Origin of the sequence: Micromonospora sp. RL09-050-HVF-A (assembly GCF_019374995.1) — a bacterium.
GTDB classification, from domain to species: domain Bacteria; phylum Actinomycetota; class Actinomycetes; order Mycobacteriales; family Micromonosporaceae; genus Micromonospora; species Micromonospora antibiotica.
The window spans coordinates 3724866-3749848 of record NZ_JAGKQP010000002.1 but is presented as its reverse complement, the minus strand read 5'-3'; the positions used below and the strand labels follow the sequence as shown (position 1 = coordinate 3749848).

24 protein-coding genes, 1 tRNA gene and 3 pseudogenes are annotated in these 24983 nt (G+C 70.7%); 20 read left to right on the top strand and 8 right to left on the bottom strand.

From position 1 onward, the window contains the following. Nucleotides 1-237: 237 nt before the first annotated feature. Nucleotides 238-1283 (bottom strand): annotated as a pseudogene (locus tag J7462_RS16305) (glutathione S-transferase family protein). Between the two features lie 96 nt (nt 1284-1379). On the opposite strand from J7462_RS16305, the gene J7462_RS16300 reads away from it, so the two are divergent. After that, nucleotides 1380-1802, top strand: coding sequence for an ester cyclase (locus J7462_RS16300; RefSeq protein ID WP_208568251.1), 423 nt, complete (start codon nt 1380-1382; stop codon nt 1800-1802). Here J7462_RS16300 and J7462_RS16295 read toward each other — a convergent pair. After that, nucleotides 1783-2358, bottom strand: a complete 576-nt coding sequence (locus J7462_RS16295; RefSeq protein ID WP_219464795.1) for a Uma2 family endonuclease — start codon at nt 2356-2358, stop codon at nt 1783-1785. The two genes, J7462_RS16300 and J7462_RS16295, sit on opposite strands and share 20 nt — an antisense overlap. A 184-nt stretch (nt 2359-2542) precedes the next feature. On the opposite strand from J7462_RS16295, the gene J7462_RS16290 reads away from it, so the two are divergent. The 7 genes and pseudogenes from J7462_RS16290 to htpX all read left to right on the top strand — a co-directional run bounded on the left by J7462_RS16290 (nt 2543) and on the right by htpX (nt 10329). Beyond that, the gene (locus tag J7462_RS16290; protein WP_208568249.1) at nt 2543-3133 is read left to right on the top strand and encodes an NADH-quinone oxidoreductase subunit I; all 591 of its coding nucleotides are present in this window, start codon (nt 2543-2545) and stop codon (nt 3131-3133) included. Continuing rightward, nucleotides 3130-3672, top strand: coding sequence for an NADH-quinone oxidoreductase subunit J (locus J7462_RS16285; RefSeq protein ID WP_219464794.1), 543 nt, complete (start codon nt 3130-3132; stop codon nt 3670-3672). The genes J7462_RS16290 and J7462_RS16285 overlap by 4 nt, the downstream gene beginning before the upstream one ends. Nucleotides 3673-3727: 55 nt before the next feature. Then, nucleotides 3728-4084 carry an NADH-quinone oxidoreductase subunit NuoK gene (nuoK, locus tag J7462_RS16280; protein WP_219464793.1) on the top strand — a complete coding sequence of 119 codons (357 nt, stop codon included), beginning with the start codon at nt 3728-3730 and terminating at the stop codon, nt 4082-4084. Continuing rightward, nucleotides 4081-5994: an NADH-quinone oxidoreductase subunit L gene (locus J7462_RS16275; protein WP_219464792.1), complete on the top strand. Its 1914-nt coding sequence runs from the start codon at nt 4081-4083 to the stop codon at nt 5992-5994. The genes nuoK and J7462_RS16275 overlap by 4 nt, the downstream gene beginning before the upstream one ends. Before the next feature lie 55 nt (nt 5995-6049). Further along, complete coding sequence (locus J7462_RS16270) at nt 6050-7579, top strand: NuoM family protein (protein WP_219464789.1); 1530 nt, start codon at nt 6050-6052, stop codon at nt 7577-7579. 114 nt (nt 7580-7693) lie between these two features. Next, a pseudogene (locus J7462_RS16265) lies at nt 7694-9249 on the top strand (NADH-quinone oxidoreductase subunit N). Between the two features lie 201 nt (nt 9250-9450). Continuing rightward, nucleotides 9451-10329 (top strand): zinc metalloprotease HtpX, encoded by an 879-nt coding sequence (gene htpX / locus J7462_RS16260; RefSeq protein ID WP_219464787.1) that lies wholly within the window; start codon nt 9451-9453, stop codon nt 10327-10329. A 144-nt stretch (nt 10330-10473) separates the two neighbouring features. On the opposite strand, the gene J7462_RS16255 is transcribed toward htpX, so the two are convergent. Continuing rightward, nucleotides 10474-11694 (bottom strand): MFS transporter, encoded by a 1221-nt coding sequence (locus J7462_RS16255; protein WP_219464786.1) that lies wholly within the window; start codon nt 11692-11694, stop codon nt 10474-10476. Beyond that, the gene (locus tag J7462_RS16250) at nt 11694-11864 is read right to left on the bottom strand and encodes a hypothetical protein (RefSeq protein ID WP_219464783.1); all 171 of its coding nucleotides are present in this window, start codon (nt 11862-11864) and stop codon (nt 11694-11696) included. The genes J7462_RS16255 and J7462_RS16250 overlap by 1 nt, the downstream gene beginning before the upstream one ends. Before the next feature lie 189 nt (nt 11865-12053). Between J7462_RS16250 and J7462_RS16245 the strand changes: the two genes are divergently transcribed. Then, nucleotides 12054-13313: an MFS transporter gene (locus J7462_RS16245; RefSeq protein ID WP_219464782.1), complete on the top strand. Its 1260-nt coding sequence runs from the start codon at nt 12054-12056 to the stop codon at nt 13311-13313. Nucleotides 13314-13427: 114 nt separating this feature from the next. Here J7462_RS16245 and J7462_RS16240 read toward each other — a convergent pair whose 3' ends face one another. Then, a complete protein-coding gene (locus J7462_RS16240) occupies nt 13428-13922 on the bottom strand; it encodes a YajQ family cyclic di-GMP-binding protein (RefSeq protein ID WP_219464781.1) in 495 nt (164 codons plus the stop codon). Between the two features lie 148 nt (nt 13923-14070). On the opposite strand from J7462_RS16240, the gene J7462_RS16235 reads away from it, so the two are divergent. Continuing rightward, nucleotides 14071-14154: transfer RNA gene (locus J7462_RS16235), tRNA-Tyr, on the top strand. A gap of 192 nt (nt 14155-14346) precedes the next feature. Here the strand turns inward: J7462_RS16235 and J7462_RS16230 are convergent. After that, nucleotides 14347-14577 (bottom strand): GntR family transcriptional regulator, encoded by a 231-nt coding sequence (locus J7462_RS16230; protein ID WP_219464780.1) that lies wholly within the window; start codon nt 14575-14577, stop codon nt 14347-14349. Nucleotides 14578-14776: 199 nt separating this feature from the next. On the opposite strand from J7462_RS16230, the pseudogene J7462_RS16225 reads away from it, so the two are divergent. Continuing rightward, nucleotides 14777-15049, top strand: a pseudogene (locus J7462_RS16225) (hypothetical protein); the annotation flags it as partial. Nucleotides 15050-15569: 520 nt separating this feature from the next. On the opposite strand, the gene J7462_RS16220 reads toward J7462_RS16225, so the two are convergent. Both J7462_RS16220 and J7462_RS16215 read right to left on the bottom strand, forming a co-directional pair. Then, the gene (locus tag J7462_RS16220; RefSeq protein WP_219464778.1) at nt 15570-16070 is read right to left on the bottom strand and encodes a hypothetical protein; all 501 of its coding nucleotides are present in this window, start codon (nt 16068-16070) and stop codon (nt 15570-15572) included. A gap of 277 nt (nt 16071-16347) precedes the next feature. After that, on the bottom strand, nt 16348-17208 hold the full coding sequence (locus J7462_RS16215; RefSeq protein ID WP_219464777.1) for a sigma-70 family RNA polymerase sigma factor: 861 nt from the start codon (nt 17206-17208) through the stop codon (nt 16348-16350). Nucleotides 17209-17437: 229 nt separating this feature from the next. On the opposite strand from J7462_RS16215, the gene J7462_RS16210 reads away from it, so the two are divergent. The 9 genes from J7462_RS16210 to J7462_RS16170 all read left to right on the top strand — a co-directional run bounded on the left by J7462_RS16210 (nt 17438) and on the right by J7462_RS16170 (nt 24898). Further along, complete coding sequence (locus J7462_RS16210; RefSeq protein ID WP_219464776.1) at nt 17438-17764, top strand: hypothetical protein; 327 nt, start codon at nt 17438-17440, stop codon at nt 17762-17764. A gap of 419 nt (nt 17765-18183) precedes the next feature. Further along, nucleotides 18184-18459, top strand: coding sequence for a hypothetical protein (locus tag J7462_RS16205; protein ID WP_219464774.1), 276 nt, complete (start codon nt 18184-18186; stop codon nt 18457-18459). Continuing rightward, a complete protein-coding gene (locus tag J7462_RS16200) occupies nt 18459-18695 on the top strand; it encodes a hypothetical protein (RefSeq protein WP_219464773.1) in 237 nt (78 codons plus the stop codon). Before J7462_RS16205 ends, J7462_RS16200 begins: the two co-directional genes overlap by 1 nt. Before the next feature lie 383 nt (nt 18696-19078). After that, on the top strand, nt 19079-20167 hold the full coding sequence (locus tag J7462_RS16195; RefSeq protein ID WP_219470389.1) for a cell division protein FtsK: 1089 nt from the start codon (nt 19079-19081) through the stop codon (nt 20165-20167). After that, complete coding sequence (locus J7462_RS16190; protein ID WP_219464772.1) at nt 20164-21069, top strand: hypothetical protein; 906 nt, start codon at nt 20164-20166, stop codon at nt 21067-21069. Before J7462_RS16195 ends, J7462_RS16190 begins: the two co-directional genes overlap by 4 nt. Nucleotides 21070-21156: 87 nt before the next feature. Next, complete coding sequence (locus J7462_RS16185) at nt 21157-21846, top strand: GGDEF domain-containing protein (protein ID WP_219464771.1); 690 nt, start codon at nt 21157-21159, stop codon at nt 21844-21846. Between the two features lie 130 nt (nt 21847-21976). Beyond that, on the top strand, nt 21977-23284 hold the full coding sequence (locus tag J7462_RS16180) for a replication initiator (protein WP_219470387.1): 1308 nt from the start codon (nt 21977-21979) through the stop codon (nt 23282-23284). Beyond that, entirely contained in the window at nt 23265-23462 is a 198-nt protein-coding gene (locus tag J7462_RS16175; RefSeq protein WP_208568231.1) for an AlpA family transcriptional regulator, read from the top strand. Before J7462_RS16180 ends, J7462_RS16175 begins: the two co-directional genes overlap by 20 nt. After that, nucleotides 23459-24898, top strand: a complete 1440-nt coding sequence (locus J7462_RS16170) for a tyrosine-type recombinase/integrase (protein WP_308290917.1) — start codon at nt 23459-23461, stop codon at nt 24896-24898. Before J7462_RS16175 ends, J7462_RS16170 begins: the two co-directional genes overlap by 4 nt. Nucleotides 24899-24983: the final 85 nt, after the last annotated feature.

Sequence of the window (24983 nt, the reverse complement as noted above, 5' to 3'; positions counted from 1 at the left end):
CTTGGACACTGAAGGTGAATGTGTGACAGCTCTCAGTGTCCGTAATCGACGGTGGCTTCGGCACCTCCGGGCACGTCAGCACGGTGCCCTTGGCGCGCGCCACCACGGTGCCCGGGGCGCGCGGTGGCACGGTGCGGTGGCGCGGCACGGTGGCGCGGTGCGGGGGTGCGGTGCCCGGGTGACGTGCAGCGCGCCCCTGCCCGGCAGGCCGGGCAGGGGCGCGTGGTCGGTGGCGACTCAGCCGATCGGGGTGTGCTCCGGCGGCACCTGCTCGGCCGGCAGCGGGGGCGGCGGGGAGTGCCGTTGCCGAACGGCCGGCCGCCGAGCGCCTCCCGCCCGTGCGGGCTGAGCCAGTTGACCAGGTCCGGGCCCAGCGGCACCACCCCGGTCGGGTTGATGTCGCGGTGCACCTCGTAGTAGTGCCGCTTGATGTGGTCGAAGTCGATGGTGTCGCCGAAGCCGGGGGTGGTGAACAGGTCCCGGGCGTACGCCCACAGCACCGGCATCTCGCTGAGCTTCTGCCGGTTGCACTTGAAGTGGCCGTGATAGACCGGGTCGAAGCGGACCAGCGTGGTGAACAGCCGCACGTCGGCCTCGGTGATGGTGTCCCCGACCAGGTAGCGCTGGTCGGCGAGCCGGTCGCTGAGCCAGTCCAGCCGGTCGAACAACCGTCGGTACGCCTTGTCGTACGCCTCCTGCGAGCCGGCGAAACCGCACCGGTACACCCCGTTGTTGACGTCGGCGAAGACGACCTTGTTGACCTCGTCGATCTCGGCCCGTAGGTGCTCCGGGTAGAGCTGCGGGGCGCCCTCGCGGTGGTGTGCCGTCCACTCGGTGGACAGGTCCAGGGTCATCTGCGCGTAGTCGTTGGTGACCACCTGCCCGGTCGGCACGTCGACGATCGCCGGCACGGTGATCCCGCGCTCGTACCCGGGGTACCGGGCGAAGAACGCATCCGCCAGCCGTTCGATGCCGAGGACCGGGTCCCGCCCGCCCGGGTCCAGGTCGAACGTCCAGCTCCGGGCGTCGTGGGTGGGCCCGGCCACCGCCATGGGCAGCGCCTCCTCCAGCCCGAGCAGCCGCCGTACGATGATCATGCGGTTGGCCCACGGGCAGGCCCGGCTGACCACCAGCCGGTAGCGTCCCGGCTCGACCGGGTAGCCGTCCCGCCCGTCGACGGTGATCCGGGTGGCGATGTAACGCTGGTCCCGGGTGAACTCGCCGCCCGGCTCGACGTACTTGCCGCCGCTCTGGGTCGCCGTCGTGCCGTTGCTCTCCGCCATGGTGTCGCCCTTCGTCCGCTTCGGCTCCCATCATGGCGGTTCTTCCGCCCCGGGGCAGCACAACGGTGTCCGGGCCGGTCCGCCTAGGCTGCCCGCATGATCGACGTGGCGGCGGTGGCCCGACGGTTCGTGTCCGACGTGTGGAACGCCGGCCACGAGGAGTCGGCGCACGAGCTGGTGGCGCAGGAGTGCCCGGGGCTGGGTGGCACCGGCCCGGCGGCGGTGCTGGCCTGGCACCGGGACCGCCGGGCCGCCTTCCCCGACCTGCGCTACAAGCTGGTGGACGTGGTGGCGACCGGGGACCGGGTGGCGCTGCGCTGGCGGGCCGCCGGCACCCAGGCGGGACAGTTCGGCCCGGTGCCGCCGACCGGGCAGGTGGTCAGCTATTCCGGGGCGACGTTCCTGCGGTTCGACGCCGCCGGCCGGATCGTCGACGTGTGGAGCGTCAACGAACTGTTCCAACTGTTGCAACAGTTGGGCGTGGAGATGCTGCCGCCGCTCACCGACGCCGGGGCGTGATCCGGTCGATCGACAGGTTCACCGGGAACGGCTCACCGGTGTCGACGAACTTCGTCCACCGCCCGGTCTCCAGGTAGACCTCGTTCACCGCGTCGATCTTGTAGGTGTGCACGACCAGGCCGTCGTCCTCCACCTCGATCCGCCAGTAGAACGGGATGCCGGCCTGCGCGTAGAGGGTCGGCTTGAGCACCCGGTCGATGGACCGGGTGCTGGGGGAGACGATCTCGACGGCCAGCACCACCTCGTGCGCCTCGTAGCGGGACGGTTCGCGGGCTGCGGCGGTGGACGTGGTCACCAGCACGTCGGGGATGAAGGAGCGGGTCCGGTTGATGCGTACCTCAACCGCCTGGGTCACGTCGTAGTCGTCGGGGCAGTCCTCTTCGAGCGCGACGCCGAGTCGCATCGCGATGGTCTGGTGGACACGGGTGGGGGAGGCGGGCACGATCAGCACTCCATCGAGAAGTTCGCGGCGGCGGCCGTCCTCGGGCAGTGCGTCCAGATCGTCGGTCGTCCAACCGCCCTCGGGCGGATGGTCGCTCTGCAACGCAGCAGTCATCGGTCGGTCCTTCCCGGTGCGTCGTTCTCCCCGCCCGTCACGGTAGCGCCGGCAAACCCCGGGTGGTGGTCGCGCGCGCCGTGGCCACAGGGCAGGATGACCCCATGAGCGAGCGCAGCGGGCGAGCCAGCCGGCTCAGTGCGGCGGCATCTCACGGTGTGGGTGAGCGCAGCGGGGCGACGCCGTGAGCGAGCGCGGCGGGGTCCCCGGCGAGGGGCTGGTGAAGGGGCTGGCGGTCACGTTGAAGACGATGACCCGCCGGTCGACCACCCAGCAGTACCCGGACGTCGCCCCCGAGTTGCCGCCCCGCTCCCGGGGCGTGATCGCGCTGCTGACCGAGAACTGCACGGTCTGCATGCTCTGCGCCCGGGAGTGCCCCGACTGGTGCATCTACATCGACTCGCACAAGGAGGAGGTGGCGGTGGCCGGTGCGGCCCGGCCCCGCCAGCGCAACGTCCTCGACAAGTTCGACATCGATTTCTCACTCTGCATGTACTGCGGCATCTGCATCGAGGTCTGCCCGTTCGACGCCCTCTACTGGTCGCCGGAGTTCGAGTACGCCGAGTACGACATCAAGGACCTGCTGCACGACAAGGACCACCTCGGCCAGTGGATGGCCACGGTGCCGCCGCCGCCCGCGCACGACCCGCACGGCGAGCCGGCCAAGGAGGAGACCACCGCCGCGCGCAAGGCCGCCGCCCCGACCAGCTCCGCCGCCCGCCCCACCGTGGTACGCCCCGAGCCCGGCCCCGCCGACGGAGGTGCCCCCCGGTGACCGGTGCGGACGTGCTGCTGCTCGCCCTCGGCGCGGTGGCGGTCGGGTCGGGTGTGCTGGTGGTCGCCACGAAGCACCTGGTCCGGGCCGGCCTCTATCTGGTGCTCTGCCTGGGCGCGCTGGCCGGCGACTATCTGGTGCTCACCGCCGAACTGGTCGCCTGGGTGCAGGTGCTGATCTACGTGGGCGCGGTCGTGGTGCTGCTGCTGTTCGCGGTGATGTTGACCCGGGCGCCGATCGGGGCCTCCGACGACCTGGACCGGCCGGGCTGGCCGGCCGCGCTGATCGGGGCGGGCACCGGGCTGGGCCTGACGGCGCTGCTGGTCGACGCGTTCCGTTGGTCGACGGTGGAGCTGCCGGCGGCGGGCACCGCCGAGGGCATCGGCGAGCAGGTGTTCCGTTCCTGGGTGCTGCCGTTCGAGGTGCTGTCGGTGCTGCTGCTGGCCGCCCTGGTCGGCGCGATCATCCTGTCCCGCCCGGACATCGGCCGCCGCCCCGACGCCGCCGCGTCGTCGTCGCAAGCTGAGGCCATCCGGTGAGCGCGAGGAGTGAGCCGGTCTTGCGAGCCCCGCAGTCGCGAACAAAGGTGATCCGGTGAGGCCGGTCATCCCGTACGTCACGGCCGCGCTGCTGTTCGGCCTGGGCGTCTTTGGCGTGCTGCGGCGACGCAACGCGGTGCTGGTGCTGATGGCGGTGGAGTTGATGCTCAACGCGGTCAACCTGATCCTGGTCACCGCCGACACCACAGTGCGGGCGGTGCTGCCGCACTCCGGGCAGGTCTTCGCGCTGTTCGTGATCGTGTTGACCGCCGCCGAGATCGGCGTCGGGCTGGCCATCGTGCTCCAGCTCTACCGGCTGCGGGCCAGCGTCACCGTCGACGACGTGCCGCTGACCGAACCGGCCGTCGACCGGGCCGGGTCGGCCGGCGCACGGGCGGAGGCCGGGCGGTGACCGGGGTGCTCGGGGCGGCGCTGCCGGTCGTACCCCTGGTTGCCGGGTTGCTCGGGTTGCTGCTGCCGCCGGCACCGCAGAGGGCGACCACCGGGGAGAGCGCGGCCCGGCGGGCGGCGATCGGCCTCGGGGTGGCCGGTGCGGCCGGTGCGTTGCTGGTCGCGGTGCTGCTGCTGGTGCGGGTCGGCGACCCGGTGGAGACCAGCACCAGCTGGATCGACCTCGGCGGGCTGCGGGTCACCCTCGGGGTGCGGCTGGACGGCGTCGCCGCGCTGGTCGCGGTCGCGGTGACGGCGGTGGCGTTGGCGGTGCAGGTCTATTCGGTGGCCTACCTGCGGCGCGGCCCGCACGACGACGTCGAGGTGGACCACCGCTATCCGCCCTACGCGGCGCAGATCAGCCTGTTCACCGCCGCGATGCTGCTGGTGGTGGTCAGTGGGGACCTGATCCTGCTGCTGGTCGGCTGGGAGGTGATGGGCCTCTGCTCCTATCTGCTGATCGCCCACGACCGTCGGCTGCCCGAGGCGCCCGCCGCCGCGATGAAGGCGTTCCTGGTCACCCGGGTGGGTGACGTCGGGTTCCTGCTCGGCATCGCCCTGCTCGGCGTCTCGGCGGGCAGTTTCCGGATCGCCGACGTGCTCGCCCACGACCACTCCACCGGCACGTTGACCGCCGCCTGCCTGCTGCTGCTCGCCGGGGTGGCCGGCAAGAGCGCCCAGTTCCCGCTGCACACCTGGCTGCCGGACGCGATGGCCGGCCCGACGCCGATCTCCGCGCTGATCCACGCCGCGACCATGGTCGCCGCCGGGGTGTACGCGGTGACCCGGCTCTACCCGCTGTTCACCCGGGCCCCGGTGACGTTGGCGGTGCTCGGGGTGCTGGCCTCGGTCACCCTGCTGCTCGGCGCGCTCGCGGCCACCGCCCAGGACGACCTGAAACGGGTGCTCGCCTGGTCGACGGTCTCCCAGCTCGGCTACATGACCGGCGCGCTCGCCGTCGGTGCCCCGGCCGCCGCGCTGTTCCACCTGCTCACCCACGCCGCGTTCAAGGCGCTGCTGTTCCTCGCCGCCGGTGCGGTGATCCACGCCGTCGGCACCACCCTGCTGTCCCGGATGGGTGGGCTGCGGCGCAGCATGCCGGTCACCTTCTGGTGCACCTTGATCGGCCTCGGCGCGCTGGCCGGGGTGCCACCGCTGTCCGGTTTCTGGAGCAAGGACGGCGTCCTCGCCGCCGCCGAGGCCGCCGCGCTCGACGGCACCGGTCCCGCCCCGGCCTGGGTCGGTTGGCTGGTCTGGCTGGCCGGGCTGCTCGGGGTGCTGCTCACCGCCGCGTACGCGACCCGGCTGCTGCTGCGCGCCTTCTTCGGCGAGGCCCGGCTACCGCTGCTGCACCCGCACGACCCGCCGGCGCTGATGCGTTGGCCGGTGCTGCTGCTGGCCGTACCGGCGGCGCTGCTCGGGCTGGCGGCGTTCTGGCCGCCGTTCACCGACCGGTTGCGGGGCACCGACGCCGACGTGGAGCTGGTCCACCTCGCCCCGGCGGTGCTGCTGCCGCTCGCGTTGCTGGTGGTCGGGGCGGGGCTGGCCTGGGCCGGCTGGCGGCGGGACCCGGCCGCCGATCCGGCCCGCGCGCTGGGTCCGCTGCGGCCGGTGTTCGCCCGCGCCTTCCGCCTCGACGACCTGCAACACACCCTCGTGGTACGCCCCACGACGACGCTCGCCCGGGTGACGCGTACCGGTGACGAGGTCGGAGTGGACGGCCTGGTGGAGGGGGTCGGCCGGGGCACCTCCACGCTCGGTGCCGGGCTGGCCGCGCTGCACCGGGCGGCCCTGCCCCGCGCGACGGCGGCGGTGCTGGCCGGCGCCCTGCTGATCGGCCTGGCCGCCGCCCTGATCGGAGTCTCCTCATGAGCGCGAGGAGTGCAGTGCAGCGGAGCCCCGCAGTCGCGAGTGCGAGGAGTCGGCGGTGAGCCTGGGACAGGTGCTGTTGGTTGCGCTGCTGGTGCTGCCGGCGGTGGGGGCGGCGCTGGTGGCCGTGCTCCCCGGGGAGCGGGCGGCCCGGCTGCTGGGTACGGCGGTCGCCGGCCTGGCCCTGGTCGGGGCGGTGCTGCTGGTGCTCGGCGACCACGGCTGGTTCGGCTACGGCCCGGCCCCCGCCGTGCAGCCCTGGCACGAGGTCGACCTGCCCTGGGTGCCCGGTCTCGACCTGCGTTTCCACCTCGGGGTCGACGGCATCTCCTGGCCGCTGGTGGTGCTCACCGCCCTGCTCACCCTGCTCTGCTGCGGCTACACCGTGCGCCGGGTGCCCGAGGGTCGGGGGAGCGGCCGGGCGCTGGTGGCGTTGCTGCTGGTGGTCGAGGTGGGCATCCTGGGCACCTTCCTCGCCCTCGACCTGGTGCTGTTCTTCGTTTTCTTCGAGGTCGTCCTGCTGCCGATGTACGCGATCATCGCCGGCTGGGGCGGCACCGGCGATGATCTGCCAGCACGGGACGCGGCCCGGGCGGCGGCCCGCAAGTTCGCCCTCTACACGCTCTTCGGCTCGGTGCTGCTGCTGGTCGGCGTGTTCGTCGTGGTGGCCGCCGCCGGGACCGCCGACATCGTCGCGCTGACCGGCGGGGTGGGGCTGTCCCGGGGCACCCAGTTGACCGCGTTCGCCCTACTCGGGTTGGCGTTCGCGGTGAAGGCCCCACTCTGGCCGCTGCACTCCTGGCTGCCCGACGCGCACACCCAGGCACCCACCGTCGGTAGCGTCATCCTCGCCGGGGTGCTGCTCAAGATGGGCACGTACGGCCTGATCCGGGTTGCCGTCGGGGTGGCCCCGGAGGGTGCCCGCTGGGCCGCGCCGATCCTCGGGGTGTTGGCCGTCGCGGCGATCCTCGTCGGCTCCCTGGTCTGTCTGGCCCAGGAGGACCTGAAGCGGCTGATCGCCTATTCCAGCGTGGGGCACATGGGGTTCGTGCTGCTGGGGGTGGCGACGCTGACCGCCACCGGCATCCAGGCGGCGCTGATCGGCAACGTGGCCCACGGGGTGATCACCGGGCTGCTGTTCTTCCTCGCCGGGGCGGTCAAGGACCGGTCCCACACCGGGGCGCTCGCCGAGTTGTCCGGGCTGCGGGAGACCGCACCCCGGCTGGCCGGTCTGCTCGGCTTCGCGGCGGTCGCCTCGCTCGGCCTGCCCGGGTTGGCGGGTTTCTGGGGTGAGGCGTTCGCGGTGGTCGCGGCCGTCGAGCGGGGCGGACCGCTGTGGACCACGCTGGCGGTGCTGGCGGCGGTCGGCGGGGCGCTCACCGCCGCGTACTTCCTGCGGTTGCTGCGTCGGGTCACCCACGGTCGGCCGAGCCCGGTGGTGGGCCGGTTCACCCCCGCCCTGGCCGGGGTGGAGCTGACCGCCTGGGTTCCGCTGGTCCTGCTCGCCCTCGCCGTCGGCCTGGCACCCACCCTGGTGCTCGGCTATGCGAGCGGCCCGGTGGACGCCCTGGTGGCGGTGCTCCGGTGAGCGCGAGGAGTGCAGCGCAGCGGAGCCCCGCAGTCGCGAGCGAAGGGCGGGTGCGGTGAGCGCGAGGAGTGCAGCGCAGCGGAGCCCCGCAGTCGCGAACGGAGGTGAGCACCGGTGAGTCTCGTGCAGAGCGTCGACAACGTGGCGTTGCTGCCGGCGTACCTGGCGGCCGGCACCGCCGTACTCGTGCTGCTGGCGGATCTGCTGGTCGGCCGGGCCGGCGCGACGGTGGCCGTGGCCTGCGCGGGCGTCGTCGCCACCGGGGTCGGTGCGGTGGTGGTGGGCGCGGCCGGCACCCGGCGGACCTTCTGTGCTGGTGCCGACTGCTCGTGGGTGTTCGACGGCCGGGCGGCCCTGGTCGCCGGGGTGTTCGCCCTGCTCACCCTGGGGGTGCTCGGGCTGTCCGGGCCGCTGCTGCGCGGCGGCCCGACGCCGGTCGGGGAGTACTGCTTCCTGCTGGCCTGCTCGATGACCGGTGGCGTGGTGCTCGGCGCGGCCGGTGACCTGATCACCCTGATCGTCGCCCTGGAGACCCTGACCCTGCCGTTGTACGTGCTGGTCGGCCTGCGTCGGGGCAGCCTGGCCAGCGCGGAGGCGGCGGTCACCTTCTTCGTGGTGAGCGTGGTGGCCACGACGGTCACCCTGCTCGGCGCGGCCCTGCTCTATGCGGCGACCGGCGGCCTGCACCTGGGCCGGCTCGGCGGGTTGCTGGCCGACGCGCCCGACCTGCCGTTGATTCCGGCGGCGGTGGCGTTGCTGGTGCTCGGGCTGGCCTTCAAGGTCGCCGCGGTGCCGTTCCACGCCTGGGCCCCGGCCACCTACGACGGAGCGCCGCTGCCGGTGGCCGCCTACCTGTCCACCGCGTCGAAGCTGGGTGGGGTGGTGGCCCTGCTGGCGGTGGTGCAGCGGGCGCTGCCGGCCGAGGTGACCGGCCCGGTGCTGGCCCTGCTGGCGGTGTTCACCATGACCGTGGGCAACCTGGTGGCGCTGCGCCAGCGGCGTGCCGTCCGGCTGCTCGCCTGGTCGTCGGTGGCCCAGGCCGGTTACATCCTGGCCCCGCTGGGGGTGTTGGCGCTGGCCGCCGGCCGGGTCGACGACGTCCGGGCCGGGGCGTACGCCGCCGTGGTGGCGTACGCGGTCTTCTTCGTGGTGGTGGAGCTGGCGGCGTTCGCGGCGCTGGTGGCGTTGCGGCCAGCGGGTGCGGACGGCGGCACGCTGGCGGACCTGCGTGGGGTGGCCCGGCGGCGGCCCTGGGCGGGGGCGGCCTTTGCGCTGGCCCTGGTCGGGTTGGCCGGCCTGCCTCCCGGGCTGGCGGGGCTGTTCGCCAAGGTGACCGTGGTCCGGGCGTTGCTGGACGGCGGGGCCGGTTGGCTGGCCCTGGTGGTGGCGCTGAACGCGGTCATCGGCCTGGCCTACTACCTGCGGATCGCCGCGACTCTCTACGCCGACCCGACCCCACTGCCGGCCGCCCCGACGCACCCCGGGGAGTCGACCGCCCTGACGCCTTCCGGGGAATCGGCCGTCACGCCCCCGCCGGGCCGGCCGTCGCACCCGGGGTGGGGTCCGGTCGGGTGGCCTGGCCGGTCACCGTGGCGCTGACCGGGGCGACCGCGCTGGCCGTGGTGATCGGCTTCGCCCCGCAGTGGGTGCTGGACCTCGCGTCCCGCTGAGCAGCCGCCGAAGCTCCTGACCCGGGCGCCTCGGGATACCCCTTGAGCTGGTGTCCCGGGTCGTCCCCGGTGTCCGGTCCGTTCAGCGGGTTCCCAGCCTCTGTCAGTCAACTGCCAGTCATGAGCTGGATGGTTGACGGGTACCGGTGACGTTGTACCGGTCAGCGGGTCCCGCGCGACCCGCGCACCGAAGGAGCGATCGTGCATCACAACCGTCTGAAGACCGCAGCGCTGCTGGGCCTGCTGACCTCGCTGATCCTCGCGGTCGGCTACTGGTTCGGTGGGAGCGGTGGCCTCGTCGTCGCCGTCGTCGTCTCGTTGCTGATGAACGGCGTGACCTACTTCTTCTCCGACAAGCTGGCATTGCGCTCGATGAAGGCGCAACCGGTCACCGAGGCCCAGTTCCCCGAGTTGTACCGGATGGTCCGGGAGCTGGCCACCGAGGCCGGGCAGCCGATGCCCCGGCTGTACGTGAGCCCCACCTCGCAGCCCAACGCGTTCGCGACCGGTCGTAACCCGGCCAACGCGGCGGTCTGCGTCACCCACGGGATCACCGAGATCCTCGACTACCGCGAGCTGCGCGGGGTGATCGGCCACGAGCTGTCCCACGTCTACAACCGGGACATCCTGATCTCCAGCGTGGCGGCCGGGCTGGCCGGCATCATCACCATGCTGGCGAACCTGGCGTTCTTCATCCCGCTGGGTGGGAGCAACGACGAGGACGGCCCGAACCCGGCGGTGCTGCTGCTCACCATCATTCTCGGCCCGATCGCGGCCACCGTGATCCAGTTGGCGATCAGCCGGAGCCGGGAGTTCCAGGCGGACGCGTCGGGTGCGCAGCTCACCCGGGACCCGTTGGCCCTGGCCAGCGCCCTCCGCAAGATCCACCTGGGGACTCAGGCCCGGCCGCTGCCCGCCCAGGGGCAGCTCACCAGCACCGCCCACCTGATGATCGACAACCCGTTCAAGCGGGGCGGCGGCATCGCCGCGCTCTTCTCCACCCACCCCCGGATGGAGGAGCGGGTGGCCCGGCTGGAGCAGATGGCCCGCAACTCCGGCCCCGTGCAGTTCCAGCGCTGACCCGCACCGACCCCGCGCCCGCGTCCACGTCCCGGACGCGGGCGCGGGCGTCTGCGCGGTACCTCCGCCGGGACCACGGGCGCGGTGGTCCCGTCAGCGGGCCGGTGCGTTGCCTCCCGCCGGGAGCAGGGCCGCCGGAGGGCGTCAGTGCGGGGAAACGGTCGGTTGCGGGCCGGCGTCGGCCGGCAGCCGGTCGGGGCGGGTCAGCAGCACCACGACCAGCAGCAGCACCCCGGCCAGCAGGTACGCCACGGCCGGCCCGAACAACGCGGCGGCCGACCCGAGCAGGAAGATCCCGCAGCCGGCGACGACGATGTTGGCGGCCACGATGGTCGCCTCCACCTGCCCCATCCGTTCCACCGGTGCCAGCCGGGCAAAGGTGGCCTGCGCGCCGATCAGCCACCCGCCACCCGCGCCGATCAACGCGTTGGCGCAGGCCAGCGCCCACACCGGGGCGTGCGTGGCGACCAGCAGGGCGGCCAGCAGCAGCGCCCCGGCCAGGGCGGCGGCCACGGTGACCTGCCCGGTCAGCCGGCCCAGCCAGGTGCCCCGCCCCAGCACCAGCACGAAGACCGCGCCGCCCAACGCCGACGAGGCCAGCACCACGGGCCGCCAGGCCCCGTCGGCGAGGTCCGGGGTGAGGGTCTCGGGCAGCGCGCCGGAGACGACCGTGGCGAGGGTGAGCAGGGCGACGCCGCGCAGCACCGGGTGCCCGGCGATGGTCCGGATGCCGGCGGTGGCCGGTGGGCGTGGCCCGCGCCGCCGCTGCTGCCCGGTCGGCAGCCCGGCCAGCACCACCGCCGCGAGCAGGAACGAGACCAGGTCGATCAGGAGCGCCACCCGGGGGCCGAGGGCCACGGTGATGCTGGCCCCGGCCAGCAGCCCCACCACCTGGCCGACCTGGTTGGCGAAGGCGGACAGGCCGAACAGCGGCAGCCGCAGCGGGGCGTCCACCGACTCGGCGGCGACCGCCACGTTGACGCTGGAGTAGGCGGCCCGGACCGCGCCGAGCAGACCCGCCGCGATGATCGCCGGCACCGGCCGGGGCGACACGAGCGGCACCGCGATCAGCACCGCGCCGGCCAGCGAGAGCCAGACCAGCAGGGTACGGCGGGCCGGCACGTCCAGCCAGCCGCTGAACACCGTGGCGACCAGCAGGGCGGGCAGGGCTCGGGCGGCGTACACGGCGGCGGGCCCGAGGACCGACTGCGTCTGGTCGTACGCGAGCAGCAGCAGCGCGGCCAGCCCCACGAAGTCGCCCAGCTCGGAGATGCCCCGGGCGGTGACCAGACGGGAAGCCACCGGGTGGCGGAACAGCGCCAGGTAACCGGGTGTCGGCGAGAGCCGCTCGTCGGCGTCGGTCATCAGGTCGTCAGGTTCGCTTCCTCGACCCCGTTCTGCCGGTGACGGCTGCTTTCCCGGAGCACCCGGGTCGGCTGGTGGCGCTGGCCGTCGCGGCCGGCCGGGCCGGATCGGCGCTGGCTGTCGCGGGGCGCCGGGCCGGGCCGGCGGTGCTCGATCGTGGTGCCGACCATCGGACCTCCTACGGCGTCGGGGGCGATTCAGCGGTGTATGTATCTGGGTCGATCAGCAAGTTACCCTCTCGCCGCCACCGGGTCAGCGGCCCGGGGTGTGAGTGAATCGACCATTCCTGGAGCGACCTGCGGCGTTAGGGTCTACAGGGTTCTGAGTCGTTACCTGATCGTCTCCTGGGAGGTGCCACCGTGGCCGCACTGCGCCAGTACCTGGGCGTCTGGCGGATTCCCGGGGCGCCGCTGCTGCTGCTCCTCGGTGTCGTCGGTCGCCTCGGCATCGGGATGACGCCGCTGGCGTTGCTGCTGGTCGTGGAGCAGGTCACCGGCCGGTACTCCCTCGCCGCCGTGGCCGGCGGCATCTACGCGCTGTCCGGTGCCGCGCTCAGCCCGGTCGCCGGCCGGATCGCCGACCGGGTCGGCCCCACCCCGGTGCTGCTGGTCACCGCCGTTGCCCACCCGCTGGCCCTGTTCGGGCTGCTCGGAGCGAGCCGCGCCGACAACGCCGACCTGCGCCTGATCTACCTGGCCGCCGGTCTGGCCGGGGCCACCTACCCGCCGCTGACCGCCGCCATCCGGGGTGCCTGGAACGACCTGACCGCCCCGGCGAGCGGCCGGTACCAGCTGCGCAACACCGCGCTGGCCGCCGAGACGTCGCTGTTCGAGGTCGTCTTCGTGCTCGGTCCGCTGCTGGTGGCCGGGTTCGTCCTGCTGGCCGACGCCGCCGCCGCACTGCTCGGCGCGGCCGTGGTGACCCTGGTCGGCACCGCCGGGGTGGCGCTGGGCCGGGTGATGCGCGGCTGGCGGCCCCACTCGCGTGAGCACCACGCCCGGGGGCTCGGCCCGCTGCGGGTGGGCGGATTCCCGGCGCTGCTGGTCTGCGTGGCGAGCCTCGGCATCGCCTTCGGCGCGGCCGGGGTGATCGTGCCGGCGTTCGCCGGCAACCAGCCCACCGACGACCCGGAGAGCCTGGCCGGCCTGCTGCTCGCCGTCTGGGGGGTGGGCAGCGCCGCAGGCGGTTTCTGGTTCGGGGTACGCCGCCCGGCGGCCAACATGACCCGCCAGTTCGCCTGGCTGCTCGCGGCGGTGGCCGGCACCCTGGCGATCTTCGCGGTGATGCCCGGCCCGGTGTCCCTCGGCATCGCCCTGGTGATCGGCGGGGCCACCATCGCCCCCGCGTTGACCCTGGAGAACACCCTGGTCGGGCGGATCACCCCGACGGGCATGCTCAACGAGGCGTACACCTGGGTGGTGACCATGTCGGTGGCGGCGAGCGCGGCCGGCGGCGCGGTCGCCGGCCTGATCGTCGACCACGCCGGCGGGGTGCCCTGGGCGTTCCTCTTCGCCGCCGGGGCGGTCGGCGTCGGGGCCGCCGTCGCGGCCCTGCCCGGCGGCCCGATCGCCCGCGCCGAGGCCGCCGCCGTCCGCGCCGAACACCCCGTCACCGTCTGACCACCTCGCGCGCCCCTCGGGTGTACGCGGCCCCGCCGTCTTCCGGGGTTTGTGCGGCGGGCGGCCGTCCCCGTGGGGGACGACCGCCCGGTCGGGTGGAGCCCGGCTAGCGGGTCAGCGGTAGTTGGTGAACTGGAGGGCCACCCCGAAGTCCTCGCCCTTGAGCAGCGTGATGACGGCCTGGAGGTCGTCCTTCTTCTTGCCGGTCACCCGGAGCTGGTCGCCCTGGATCTGCGCCTGGACGCCCTTCGGGCCCTCGTCGCGGATCTTCTTGCTGATCGCCTTGGCCTTGTCCGACTCGATGCCCTGGATCACCTTGGCGTCGATCTTGAAAATCTTGCCCGAGGAACGCGGGTCACCGGCGTCCAGGGACTTCAACGAGATGTTCCGCTTGACCAGCTTCTCCTTGAAAACGTCGAGCGCGGCGGCGACCCGCTCCTCGGTCTCCGCCTGGAGGCTGATCGCCTCCTCTCCCGACCAGGAGATCTCGGCGCCGGTGCCACGGAAGTCGAACCGCTGGGCAAGCTCCTTCTCCGTCTGGCGGAGGGCGTTGTCGACCTCCTGCCGGTCGACCTTGCTCACGATGTCGAACGACGGGTTCGCTGCCATGCTGATGCTCCTGCTTGTCCGGCGGTCTGTCAGGGTCGTCGCGGTGCTGACCAGCCCCACGACCCTCTGACGGTACCCGGTTGCCATCCCCCCGGGGGCGACCGCTATCCTTGCTCCGCTGCCGCGTTGCGACGCGGTGGTGTGCCCTGGCGGGTTGCCCGAGCGGCCAATGGGAGCGGACTGTAAATCCGTCGCGAAAGCTACAGAGGTTCGAATCCTCTACCCGCCACCAGGTGCACGAACGGCCCTGTGAACAGCGGAAACGCTGACCACAGGGCCGTTCTCGTTGATCTAGCCGAGTCCAGTGCGGTCTAGCCGTCTACGAGCCTCCACGGGAACATGGCGGGAACGCTGATCATGGTCCGGTGTCTATCCGTGGTGCGGCGGCTACGTCCGCGTTGATCGCTACTGAGCGGGCACCGGCTCAACGCTCCTTGACGAACGCGCCTTTGCCGGGCACCACGTAGATCAAGCCTTCCTCCACCAGCACGCGCACCGTGTGCAGGATGGTGCCGCGCGCCAGGCCGTATTCCTGTTGGAGCCGGGCAACGCTCGGGATCGGCCGGTTGGGCACCAGGTCGCCGCGCTCGATCCGCTCGCGCAGGATTGCCGCCAACTGCTGATACAGCGGCACCGGCCCTTCGGGGTCAATCACGTCTTGACGGTAGGTGGGCAGGGAGGACGCTGGTCAGGCTTGGTAGACCATGGACCACCATAAACCGGTTGGGATAGGGTGCGGCTATCCCGCTGTGCTGGTCGTGGAGGACCCGAACCCGCCCCGGTGCGGCGGTACCCCTGCCCGGCCGGTCTCCTCCGACACCGGTCGGGCAGGGCCACCGCAGGAAGGGGAGATCATGTCTCTTGAGGCACGGGGCCTTCCCCGTCTCCAGCCCCCGACGCCGGGTGAGGAACTGCTGATCAGCCGGGAAGCGTCGGTGCAGTTCGCGCGGACACCGGCCTTCGTGTTCCGGGTGATCTCGGTCTGCCCCCGGCCCACCTATGACGGCTGGGCGTGGGTGACCGGCTACCAGCTCGACGGCCAGGGCCAGGCCGTCACCAAGCGGGAGATCTTCGTACGGCTGGCGGGCCTCAAGCGGGTCCGTCGTTCTGATGGGCGCCTGACGTCGGGCTCGGCTTTCGTGTCACGGCCGAACACCCGGTGGACACCGCCACAGCAGCGCCGTTGACCTGACCCGGACCAGCAACGCAGCCGGCCCCTGGTCGACTACCTCGCCCACGGCGGCCCCCACCCCCTTCCCAGGTGCCGGTTTTGAACTGACCTGGACAGCGGTAGGAGCTGGCACGGGGGGTCACCAGCCGGGGCACCGTGACCGCCGCCCCCATGCTTGGGGCTTGCCGGTCCTCCCCCGCGCGGCATTCTCGGAGCCCAGCTCCGGCGGCGGCCCGTCGTAGCGCCGGGGTACACGGGGTTGTCCGGCAGGCGTCGGGCGCTGCGCGTGCCCCGGCATCCCGCGTGCGTCCGGCCCGCCCGGCTGCGGCTGTCGATCGCTCCTCTTGCTACGCCGTGCGCCGGGGCGTGACCGGCCGCCAGGCCGCACGCGCGCCCCGGCGCGACACGGCGGCGGGCCGCAGGCCCGCCCTTGACCAAGTAAAGAAAGTCTGAACACGCTACGCCCGGACCACGCGCTAAAGCCGACAGATCACCGCCGTGGCGTCGTCCCGATGCTTGTACCTTGGCCAGATCAAACCATCCGGATCACGGTCCTCATACTCCCGAGTGGCCGCGATCAAGGCGGATGGGCCCTGTTCGTAGGAGAAGGCCAGTAGTGCGGGCCAATCCATCGCTTTGAAGTCGGTCACCAGAAGAGCGGCACCATCCGACAGCAGGGCAGCGCCGCGTACCTCTTCTACAAGTCCGGACATCGCATGATCGGCCGCCGACGGGTCGACCTGCGCTACCCAGTAGCCGCCGGGCTGGTTTCTCACCTGTTGCTGTTCACGAATCAGCGTGAAGAGCGCGCTTTTGTCACTCTTGTCTTTGCCGGAACTGGCGGCCCGTGCGCTATCTGAAGCGTAGGCGTTGACCGACTTGTCCTGTATCACTACCGGCTCACCGTTGGTTCGATCAAGCGCTATGACGGAGTCCGAGAGAACAAGATACTCCAGCGATTCTCCGACGTTTCTCACTATGGCTACCGTCGAGCACGGGGAGCCCGGATGGGCGAGGTCGCAGGAGTCGCGATGCATGGCCGCTACAGCGTCGATGGACTCTGCCAACACCTCCCCTAAGCCACGACCAGAGCTGCCCGCAAGCCACAACAGCTTGCTTCCAAGCTGGTGCACGTACCAGGGCGTTCCATGGACACAGCCCGTCTCGGACGCCTCTGACAGTCCGTCAAGGACAACGGCAACGCTCGTCGTGGCTCCGGCCCAATCCTCGTTCCTGCCATCGGGACGTCCGGATTCACTGGCTACGCTTACGTGCACTCTTCCTCCCGGGCTGATGGATTGGTGCCAGAAGTTCCGCGCGCTGGATCTGGCGCGATTCGGGGTCCCACTCGCATTCGACCAGACATGACCAACGAGTAGCCTTCACGTCCCGATACAGGTCGCTTAGCTCCTGTTCGAGATACATTGCCGCACCCTGACCGCCTGGCGCATGGATTCCAGCCATGTAAAGCCAGTAACCCCGCCCGTCCGGCCTCGGTAGGCGACCCAGATAGGCATAGTCACCGGGCTTGCCCGAATCCTCCGGGGAACGGTACTGACGCCCGGTCGCCTTATCATGCAGATACCAACCATCGGCATCCTTCTCGAACCCGTAACGCTCGTCCGCCGCTAGCATCTGCGCGATTAGTGGCGACCGTCGCGGACCACAGATCACCACCAACCCCTCGCGGTTGAGATCAATTAGGCCGGGAGGAACGATGTACTCGACCTCGACGGGTTCCAAGCCAGTTCGGCGAACGGTGCGGTTAAGGATCTCGATCGCAGCCGCGTGCTCCTGGTGCACGACCGGACGCCCAGACCCGCTCTCCTGCTTGGTATCGACTGCGAACGTCACGGTCGACCCCTCCGAGAACAGGATGCGCTCCGGGGCTCTCTTCGGCGCGGCGCTGAGCTGTGACAGCCGTGCGCGACTTACGCCTGCTTTGTCGGCAATCTCCGCCAACGTCATACCTTGGCTGCGTAGGTAGTCCACGGCGTCCCGGCGCAGCTTGCCGAACTCGGCGATCGCAGCCTGATAGTCGGCCATCGCCTCAGTCGCCAGCCGAACCCGATCCAGCGGGTCCGGGGTGTCTCTGACCCTCTGTAGCTCTTCCACAGACTCTCCCTCCGGGGTGGTGAGGCCAGTCTAGTAAGGGGGGTTACGGAAACCTAGAGTGGCCCCTTGACGAAGGCGGAAGCCCGACTTACGGTTGTGGCGTAAGGGGGGTTACGGAGGCAACTCCAGACCCCTCCGAGGCTGGGGACCGCTGTGTCCGCCCTACTCGGACCCACCTAAGGCAACGACGTCCGACCACCTGAGGGTCGACCGAAGGAGAGAAGCCCAGATGCGGAACATTCCTGTGAACCTGTCCGGCTACAAGCTGCGGGTGGTGGAGGAGCCGTCGATCAAGGCGGATCAGGAGGGGAAGGTGCTCACGGCTTACGGCACGAACGACCCGCTCTACACGGTGGCGGTGTTCGCCAAGCCGGTAGCGACCGAGGACGGCTACCGGGGCAAGGGCGAGGAACTGAAGGTCACCCTCTCGACCGAACCGGGCGTGGTGGAGGAGGGCGAGTTGGTGGAGCTGATCGGGCCGACGGTGTCGCACTGGGAGCGGGACGGCCGGTCGGGTCTGACGTGGAAGGCGCAGGGCCTCAAGACTGCGCGGTGAGTCGGGCGCGTTTCTGATCGTTCGCCCCGCCCCTGTCTGGTGGGTGACCCGTTCGAGTCGGGTCGGGGCACTTTGTCGAGGCAATGGGCCGTTGATCGGTCCATCCTCGGCAGCATGTTCATTGAGAATTACACAGTGGATAGAACCTTGCCTAAAACAGGTTGATATCACTATTCGACAAATTGAGGGGAGGTTGCTATGTCTGATTTTGAGTTGACGCTTATCGGGTTGCTGATTCTTTCGGTTTCGGTGAACTTCGGGCTGATTCGTCGTGAGACGCGTCGGTGGCGGCGGGTGTGGCGTCTGACGGGCCGGGAGTGACCGCCTGGTCGGTGGTTTCCATCCCTCCTGGGTGCGGGTTCCCGGGGGTGGGTGGTGTCCACCGATCGTGTGGGCTTCCGTGACCGGAAGGAGCAGGTGTGGATTTGGTGCCGGAGATGGTGAAGTCGATGACCGGCCGGCGGCGGTATGAGGCGCTGGTCGGCAACGTGCAGGGCTTGGCGTTGCTCCTCGACGGCGTGAAAAGCCTGATCAAGTCCTGTGAGCCGCCGCCGGGGACGCTGTACCAGTTCGCCGCCCGGATCGAGGACCTGGAGGAGGCGCACCGTCAGGCGGTGGAGTCGCTGCGGTCGTTCAGCGTGCGGGTCAAGACGTATGAGGCGGATCTGATCGCTAAGCCGTGGAAGGTGAATTGATGTCGTACCGGGTCACTGACACCTATGACGGGGTTGATCAGGCGATGCGTCTGCTGCGCAGGTCGATGAAGGGAATGCCGGAGCGGTACCGCTACATGAAGCACTACGACGAGTTGCGTCGATCGGTGGCGGTGCTGCTGATTCTCCTCGAAGAGGCCACGCCGTGGCTGGAGGAAACCGACAAGGCGAAACGGGCGACGACGCTCGCGAAGAAGATGCTCGAAGCGGTCCGCTGACCGACAGTTGTTCGACGGAGAAGGCCCGGGTTGGTAATCCGATCCGGGCCTTTTCCATGCCCAGAACATCAGTAATGGAATTGCATCCGATTTGATGAAGGTAGGTGCGGGAGATGGGTAAGCGCGTTCGGGGTTGGGAATGGCGTGTGGCGGGGTGGGCTGCCAGGCACCCGGGGTTCGTGGCGGCTCCGGCCGTGCTGGGCGCGGGGATGCTGGAGTTCGGGCCGGCGACCACGGGCGGTGTGATGGCCGGTGCGGTCGCTGCCGGGGTGGGCTGGTACCGGGGTCACCCGGACTCCTGGGAGCTGGTGGCGGCACCTCGGTTGCGGGCGGTGCGGCGGCGGTGGCTGTCGCGGGCCTACCTCGGGCCGTGGTGGAGCCGGGTGGTGGAGGCGTGCAACCTGGTCACGGTCCACCGCACGACGGGTGTGATCAACGTGCCCCGGATCATCCGCATCCGCTCGCACTCCCCGTCCACGGAAACCGTCTACGTGCGGCTGTTGCTGGGGCAGACGCCGAAAATGTGGGAGGAAGCCGCTGAGGCTCTGGCGGTCGCGTTGCAGGCGGAGCGGGTGGGCGTCGAGCGGGTGCGCCCCCAGGTGATCGCGTTGGTCGTGCAGCGGTCGGAGCCGTTCACGCAACCGATCATCCCGCCGGACCTCCTGGGCGACTCCGATGCGGTGGACCTGTCCCGGGTGTACCTCGGTGAGACCGAACACGGCACCGATTGGGTCGCGCCGCTGCTGGGTCAGCACTGGCTTGTTGGTGGGGCCTCCGGGTCGGGGAAGAACTCGGTGACGTGGATGGCGTTGCGGGCGTGCGCGCCGCTGATCCGTGACGGCCTGGTCCGCCTGCACGTGGTCAACCCCAAGGGCACCGAACTCAACGCCCTCCAGCCGGTGTCGTACCGGTACGCCGAGACCGACGGCGACATCGTCGAGGTCATCCAGGGCTTCTGGACCACGATGCAGGAACGTAAACGCACCTTGGCAGAGCAGGGCCGGCGGACCTTCACCATGTCCCGGGACACCCCACTGGACGTCCTGGTCCTCGATGAGTTGGGCGCGGTGACCGGGTACGGCGACCGGTCATTGACCAAGGGCGCTCAGGCCGTCCTGCCGCTGATCCTGTCGCAGGCTCGCGCGCTGGGCGGCACCGTGATCGGCGCGCTCCAGGAACCCACCAAGGACGTCATCCCGCAAAGGGATCTGTTCTCCCTGCGGGTGTGCCTGCGGACCACGTCGTCCGGGCACGTCGACATGGTTCTCGGTGAGGACATGCGCCGCCGGGGCGCTCTGGCCGATGAGATCCCGAACGTGCCGGAGTCGGCCGGGATCGGGTTCGTCGTCAAGCAGCGTTCCCGTACCCCGGTGCGTGTCCGGGCCGCGTACTGCGACGACTCCGACATCGCCGAACTCGTCCGCGTCGCCGGCTGGCCGGTATCCGAACTCGCCGCGACGGGCCAGCGATGAGCGACACGCGGCAGGGCGCCAAACCGCCTCGGCCGGTCCGCAAGCTGTCCCGCCGGCTGGACGTGGCGCGGCAGCTTCACGACCTGGAGCAGGACGCCGCCGCGCTCGACATCGTCGACATCGAACGCCTACGGGTGTCGGTGACCCGGTCGCTGTGGGTGTTCCTGGCGGTCGGGTCGGTGTTCACCACCACCGGCGTTCAGGACTTCCTGGCCGGTCACCTCACCCCGGCCGACCCGGTGTGGTGGGGCTGCTGGGGCGTCGAACCGTGCCTGGTCGGCATCCTCATCACGATCCTGCGATGGGAAGCCGCGATGATCGCCCGGAGCATCGACATCGACTCCGGGGCCGTCGACTGGCTCAAACGGTTCCTCCTCGGCTCCACCCTCGTCATGAACGTCGTACCGGCGCTGTGGCCGCGTGAAGGCTCGATCAGCGCGGGGATGCTCGCCGCGCACATCATGGTGCCGGTCCTGGTGTTCTTCCTCGCCGAAGTCATGCCCATCGTCCAGGCGCGCTGCACCCAAGCACGCCGGGCCATCGTCCTGACCAAGCCTGACGCCAAGGTGACCGAACCGACCGTGTCGGCTCCGGCTGCGGTGGTCAACGTCCCGACCGTTCCGGTCATGCCCCAGCAGACCACCCCCACCCCGGCCCCGGCCCCGGTCCCTCGGGCGGAGACTCCGCCCCCGCCCCTGCCCCCGGTTCCGGCTGCGGTGGTGGAGCTGGAGGGGCTGGGCATCCCGGCCGGAATGCAGGCGCAGATCCGGCAACTCGTCGCGGACTCGCCCACTCCGGTAACCGCCGTCGACGTCCAGCGCGTCACCCGTCTACCGCTGCCGATCGCGGCCCGGGTGGTCGACCGGCTCACCCCGGTCACCGCCAACGGCTACACGCACTGACCTTCTCCCACCGGTTCCCTCTGGTCCTGCCGCGCTCCTTTTCTGCGGGCGCGGCAGGACCACCGGCCCCCTGATCGGAGACCTGCCGTGTCCTACCTCCCGTCGCTTACGCTCGCGCTCGGTCTGCTCCTGGCCGTCGCTCTCGTCCTGGTCCTGGTCCTCACGCGCTACCGGCGAACCGTGGTCCGCGTGACCGCCCTCCACACCGAGCTGACCACCCTCCGGCAAGCCCTGCTGCGTGACCCGCTGTCCGGTCTAGCGAACCGGGCCGGGCTCACCCAGGCGTGGATACGCCTCGCCCCCACCCGGCCGCACGTGGCGGTGATCGACCTCGACGGGTTCAAGCCCGTGAACGACACCCACGGCCACGCCGCCGGAGACCTGGTGCTGACCACCGTCGCCGGCCGGCTCCGCACCATCACCACCACGGCAGCCCGACTCGGCGGAGACGAGTTCGCGGCCCTGATCGACGGCCCCGACCCGGCCGGCGTCGCTGACCGGCTCGCCCGAGCAATCGCGGCTCCGATCCCGCTGCCCACCGGCATCACGGTCACGGTCACCGCCAGCATCGGCCTCGCCCGGACCGCCGATGACCTACCCGCCGCACTCGCGGACGCCGACGCGGCCATGTACCGGGCCAAGACCACCCGGGCCGCAGTGGCCATGTTCGACCCCCATCGGGACGACCACACCACCCCGACCCCGGACATCCGACCCGCCGTCCGGGTCCGTGACCTGAACCCCATCACGGTCACCAGCCCCGCCGACCTTCTCTGACTCACCCTGGCCCGCCGTGCTCCTCGATCCCGGGGAGCGCGGCGGGCCCTGCCTCCGAAGGAACCTCATGCCATCACCACCCCGTGCACCTCAACGGGTGCACGACCCTGAGGCGGCCCTGACCCGGTGGATGCGGTCGCCGGCGTACAAGGAATGGCGGGCCGGCGTCGAGTCGGTTCGTGGTTGCCTCCAGCCCGTCCGCCTCGTCGGCAAGTGGGAGGTCCGCCACCTCGGCACCGGGGACCTGATCGCCGCGCGGCAGGGCCGGGTGTGGGCCTCCTGCGGCACCCGCCGCGCTGCGGTCTGCCCGACCTGCGCCGACCGGTACGCCGCCGACGCCTGGCACCTCATCCACGCGGGCATGAACGGCGGCAAGGGCGTCCCCGACACCGTCGCCCGGTCAACCCGACTGTTCGTGACCCTCACCGCTCCGTCGTTCGGCGCGGTCCACAACCGGCCCGGCAAGCGGCCCTGCTCCTGCGGGCGCTGGCACCCGGAAGGGCATCCGCTGCTGGGTAGCCCGCTCGATCCGGGCACCTACGACTACATCGGGGCGGTGCTGTGGCAGGCACACAGCGGGCAACTCTGGCACCGGTTCACCATCGCCCTCCGCCGGGCCGTCGCCGCCGCCGGTGGCCTCACCGTCCGCGCGTCCGGGGCGCACCTGCGGATCTCCTACGCGAAGGTTGCCGAGTACCAGCGGCGCGGCCTGGTCCACTTCCACGCCGTCATCCGCGCCGACGGACCCTCCGGCCCGGACTCGATGCCTCCGGCCTGGCTCACCCCGGACGTGTTGACCGACGCGGTCCGTACCGCGGCTTCGTCCGTCGAGCTGGACACCGCACGACCCGACGGAACCGCGCTGGTCCTCCAGTGGGGCAAGCAGGTCGACGTCAAGGACATCACCGCCACCGACATCGACGTCACCAACGACGGCGACGATGGCGACCAGGTCGTCAACGACACCCGGCTCGCCGGCTACATCGCCAAGTACGCCACCAAGGGCACCGGGGCCACCGAAACCGGTGACCGGCGCATTCGCTCACAGGCGCACATCGGTCTGCTGCGGGTGTCCGACCACCACCGGGCCATGATCCAAACCGCCTGGGACCTCGGCGGCCTCGACCAGTACACCGAACTCAAGCTGCGCCACTGGGCGCACATGCTCGGCTTCCGGGGCCATTTCCTCACCAAGTCGCGCATCTACTCGACGACCTTCAAGAACCTGCGGGCGGAGCGTCAGGCCCACCAGCTCCGCACGGCGCTCACCGACGCCGGCCTGCCCGAGGACACCCACGTCCTGGTCGCCAACGACTGGCAGATCCTCGGCATCGGCTACGACACCCCCGAGCAACTCGAACTCGCCTCCGCGATCGGTGACCGCATCCGCACGGCCCGACAGCAAACCAGAAAGGACGATGGTGATGGGAGTCGATAACAGTTTGCTGACGGTATCTGAGGTGCTGAAGGAGCTGCGGATTCCGCGTTCAACCTGGTACCTGTGGCGACAGACCGGCAGGGCTCCGCGTGTCTACAAGCTGCCGAATGGTGAGCTGCGGGTACGTCGCTCGGTGCTTGAAGCCTGGCTGAGTGACTTGGAAAGCGAAGCGGCGTGAAGAGCTTCGAGGTTCGGATCTGGGACATTGGCAAGCGCACGATCCGGGGAAAGGTGTGGTACCGGGTTCGTTGGACGGTGCAGGGTGCTTCCCGACCGTTCGAGGAGCTGTTTCAAAAGAAGGCGCTTGCTAGCTCCTTCCGCGCAGAGCTGGTCAAGGCTGCTAATGACGGCCAGCCGTTCGACACCGACACTGGTCGGCCGCTGGCTGAGGTGCGGGCACGTAACGCTGTTACCTGGTACGTGCACGTCCGTGAGTACATGGGCCGCAAATGGCCTCGCTTGGCCGCGAAGTCACGTCGAGGGACGGTCGAAGCGCTCACCGATGTAACGCTCCTCCTGGTCGGGTCGAAACGGCGCAACCGTCCCGACATGGCCGTGCTCCGCGAGGCGCTATACCGCTACGCCTTGATTCCTCGGAACTGGACTGAAGAGGTGCCCGCGTCACACGCTGACGCTCTGGCCTGGATCGAGCGTTCCTCGTTGCTCGTCACCGAGTTGGAAAGTCCGGCCACGGTGCGCCGTGTTCTCGACGGGTTGTGCCTCAGACTCGACGGTAAACCTGCGGCTGCGAGCACGGTCCGCCGTAAGCGGGCGATCCTCTACAACGCGATCGGGTACGCGGTCGAGCTGGGTCGTCTGGACGCGAACCCGATCGATCGTATTCAGTGGACTGCCCCTGAGGTTGCCTCAGCCGTCGATCGGCGGGTGGTCGCCAACCCGGCTCAGGTCGTTGCGCTCTTCGCGGCGGTGGCGGCGCTCGGCAGCCGGGCCGATCGGGTGACCGCCTTCTTTGGCTGCCTCTACTACGCGGGTACTCGTCCTTCGGAAGCCGCCGACCTGCGCCGTTCTGATTGTGAGCTGCCGGGCCGTTGCGTCATCTGCGGTGACGGCCTGGTCGACGTGACCGCCTTGCCGGCTGGCTCGTGCCAGCACGAGAAGATCGAGTATGGCTGGGGCAGGATCACCCTTAGCGGTACTGCTCCCAGGGCCGGCAAGGCGTGGACCGACGATGGACAGCCTCACGAGCGGCGCGGCCTTAAGCATCGGGCACGCAACGACACCCGTCCGGTGCCGATCCCACCGCCGCTCGTCGCGCTCCTGCATCGACACATCACCGAGTACGGCACAGCCCCGGACGGCCGGCTGTTCCGAGGTCTGCACGGCGGGCCGTTGTCCGAGTCCGTCTATGACCGGTGGTGGAAGCTCGCGCGGGAGAAGGCGCTAACCCCCGCTCAGGCCGCTTCGCCTCTGGCACGCCGCCCGTACGACCTGCGCCACGCGGCTGCCTCGCTCTGGCTGAACGCTGGCGTCCCGGCTACCGAGGTCGCTCGCCGGCTGGGCCACAGCGTCGCCGTGCTGCTGCGGGTCTACGCCAACTGCATCGACGGGGGAGAGGACGGGGTTAACGACCGGATCGGCAAGGCGCTCAGCTGAGACGTTCCCGCTGCGGGAGCATCACGGGAACGCGGGGGGTTGAGTCCTCATGATCGACGCAAAGTAGCTGGTCGGAGGGGGTGTG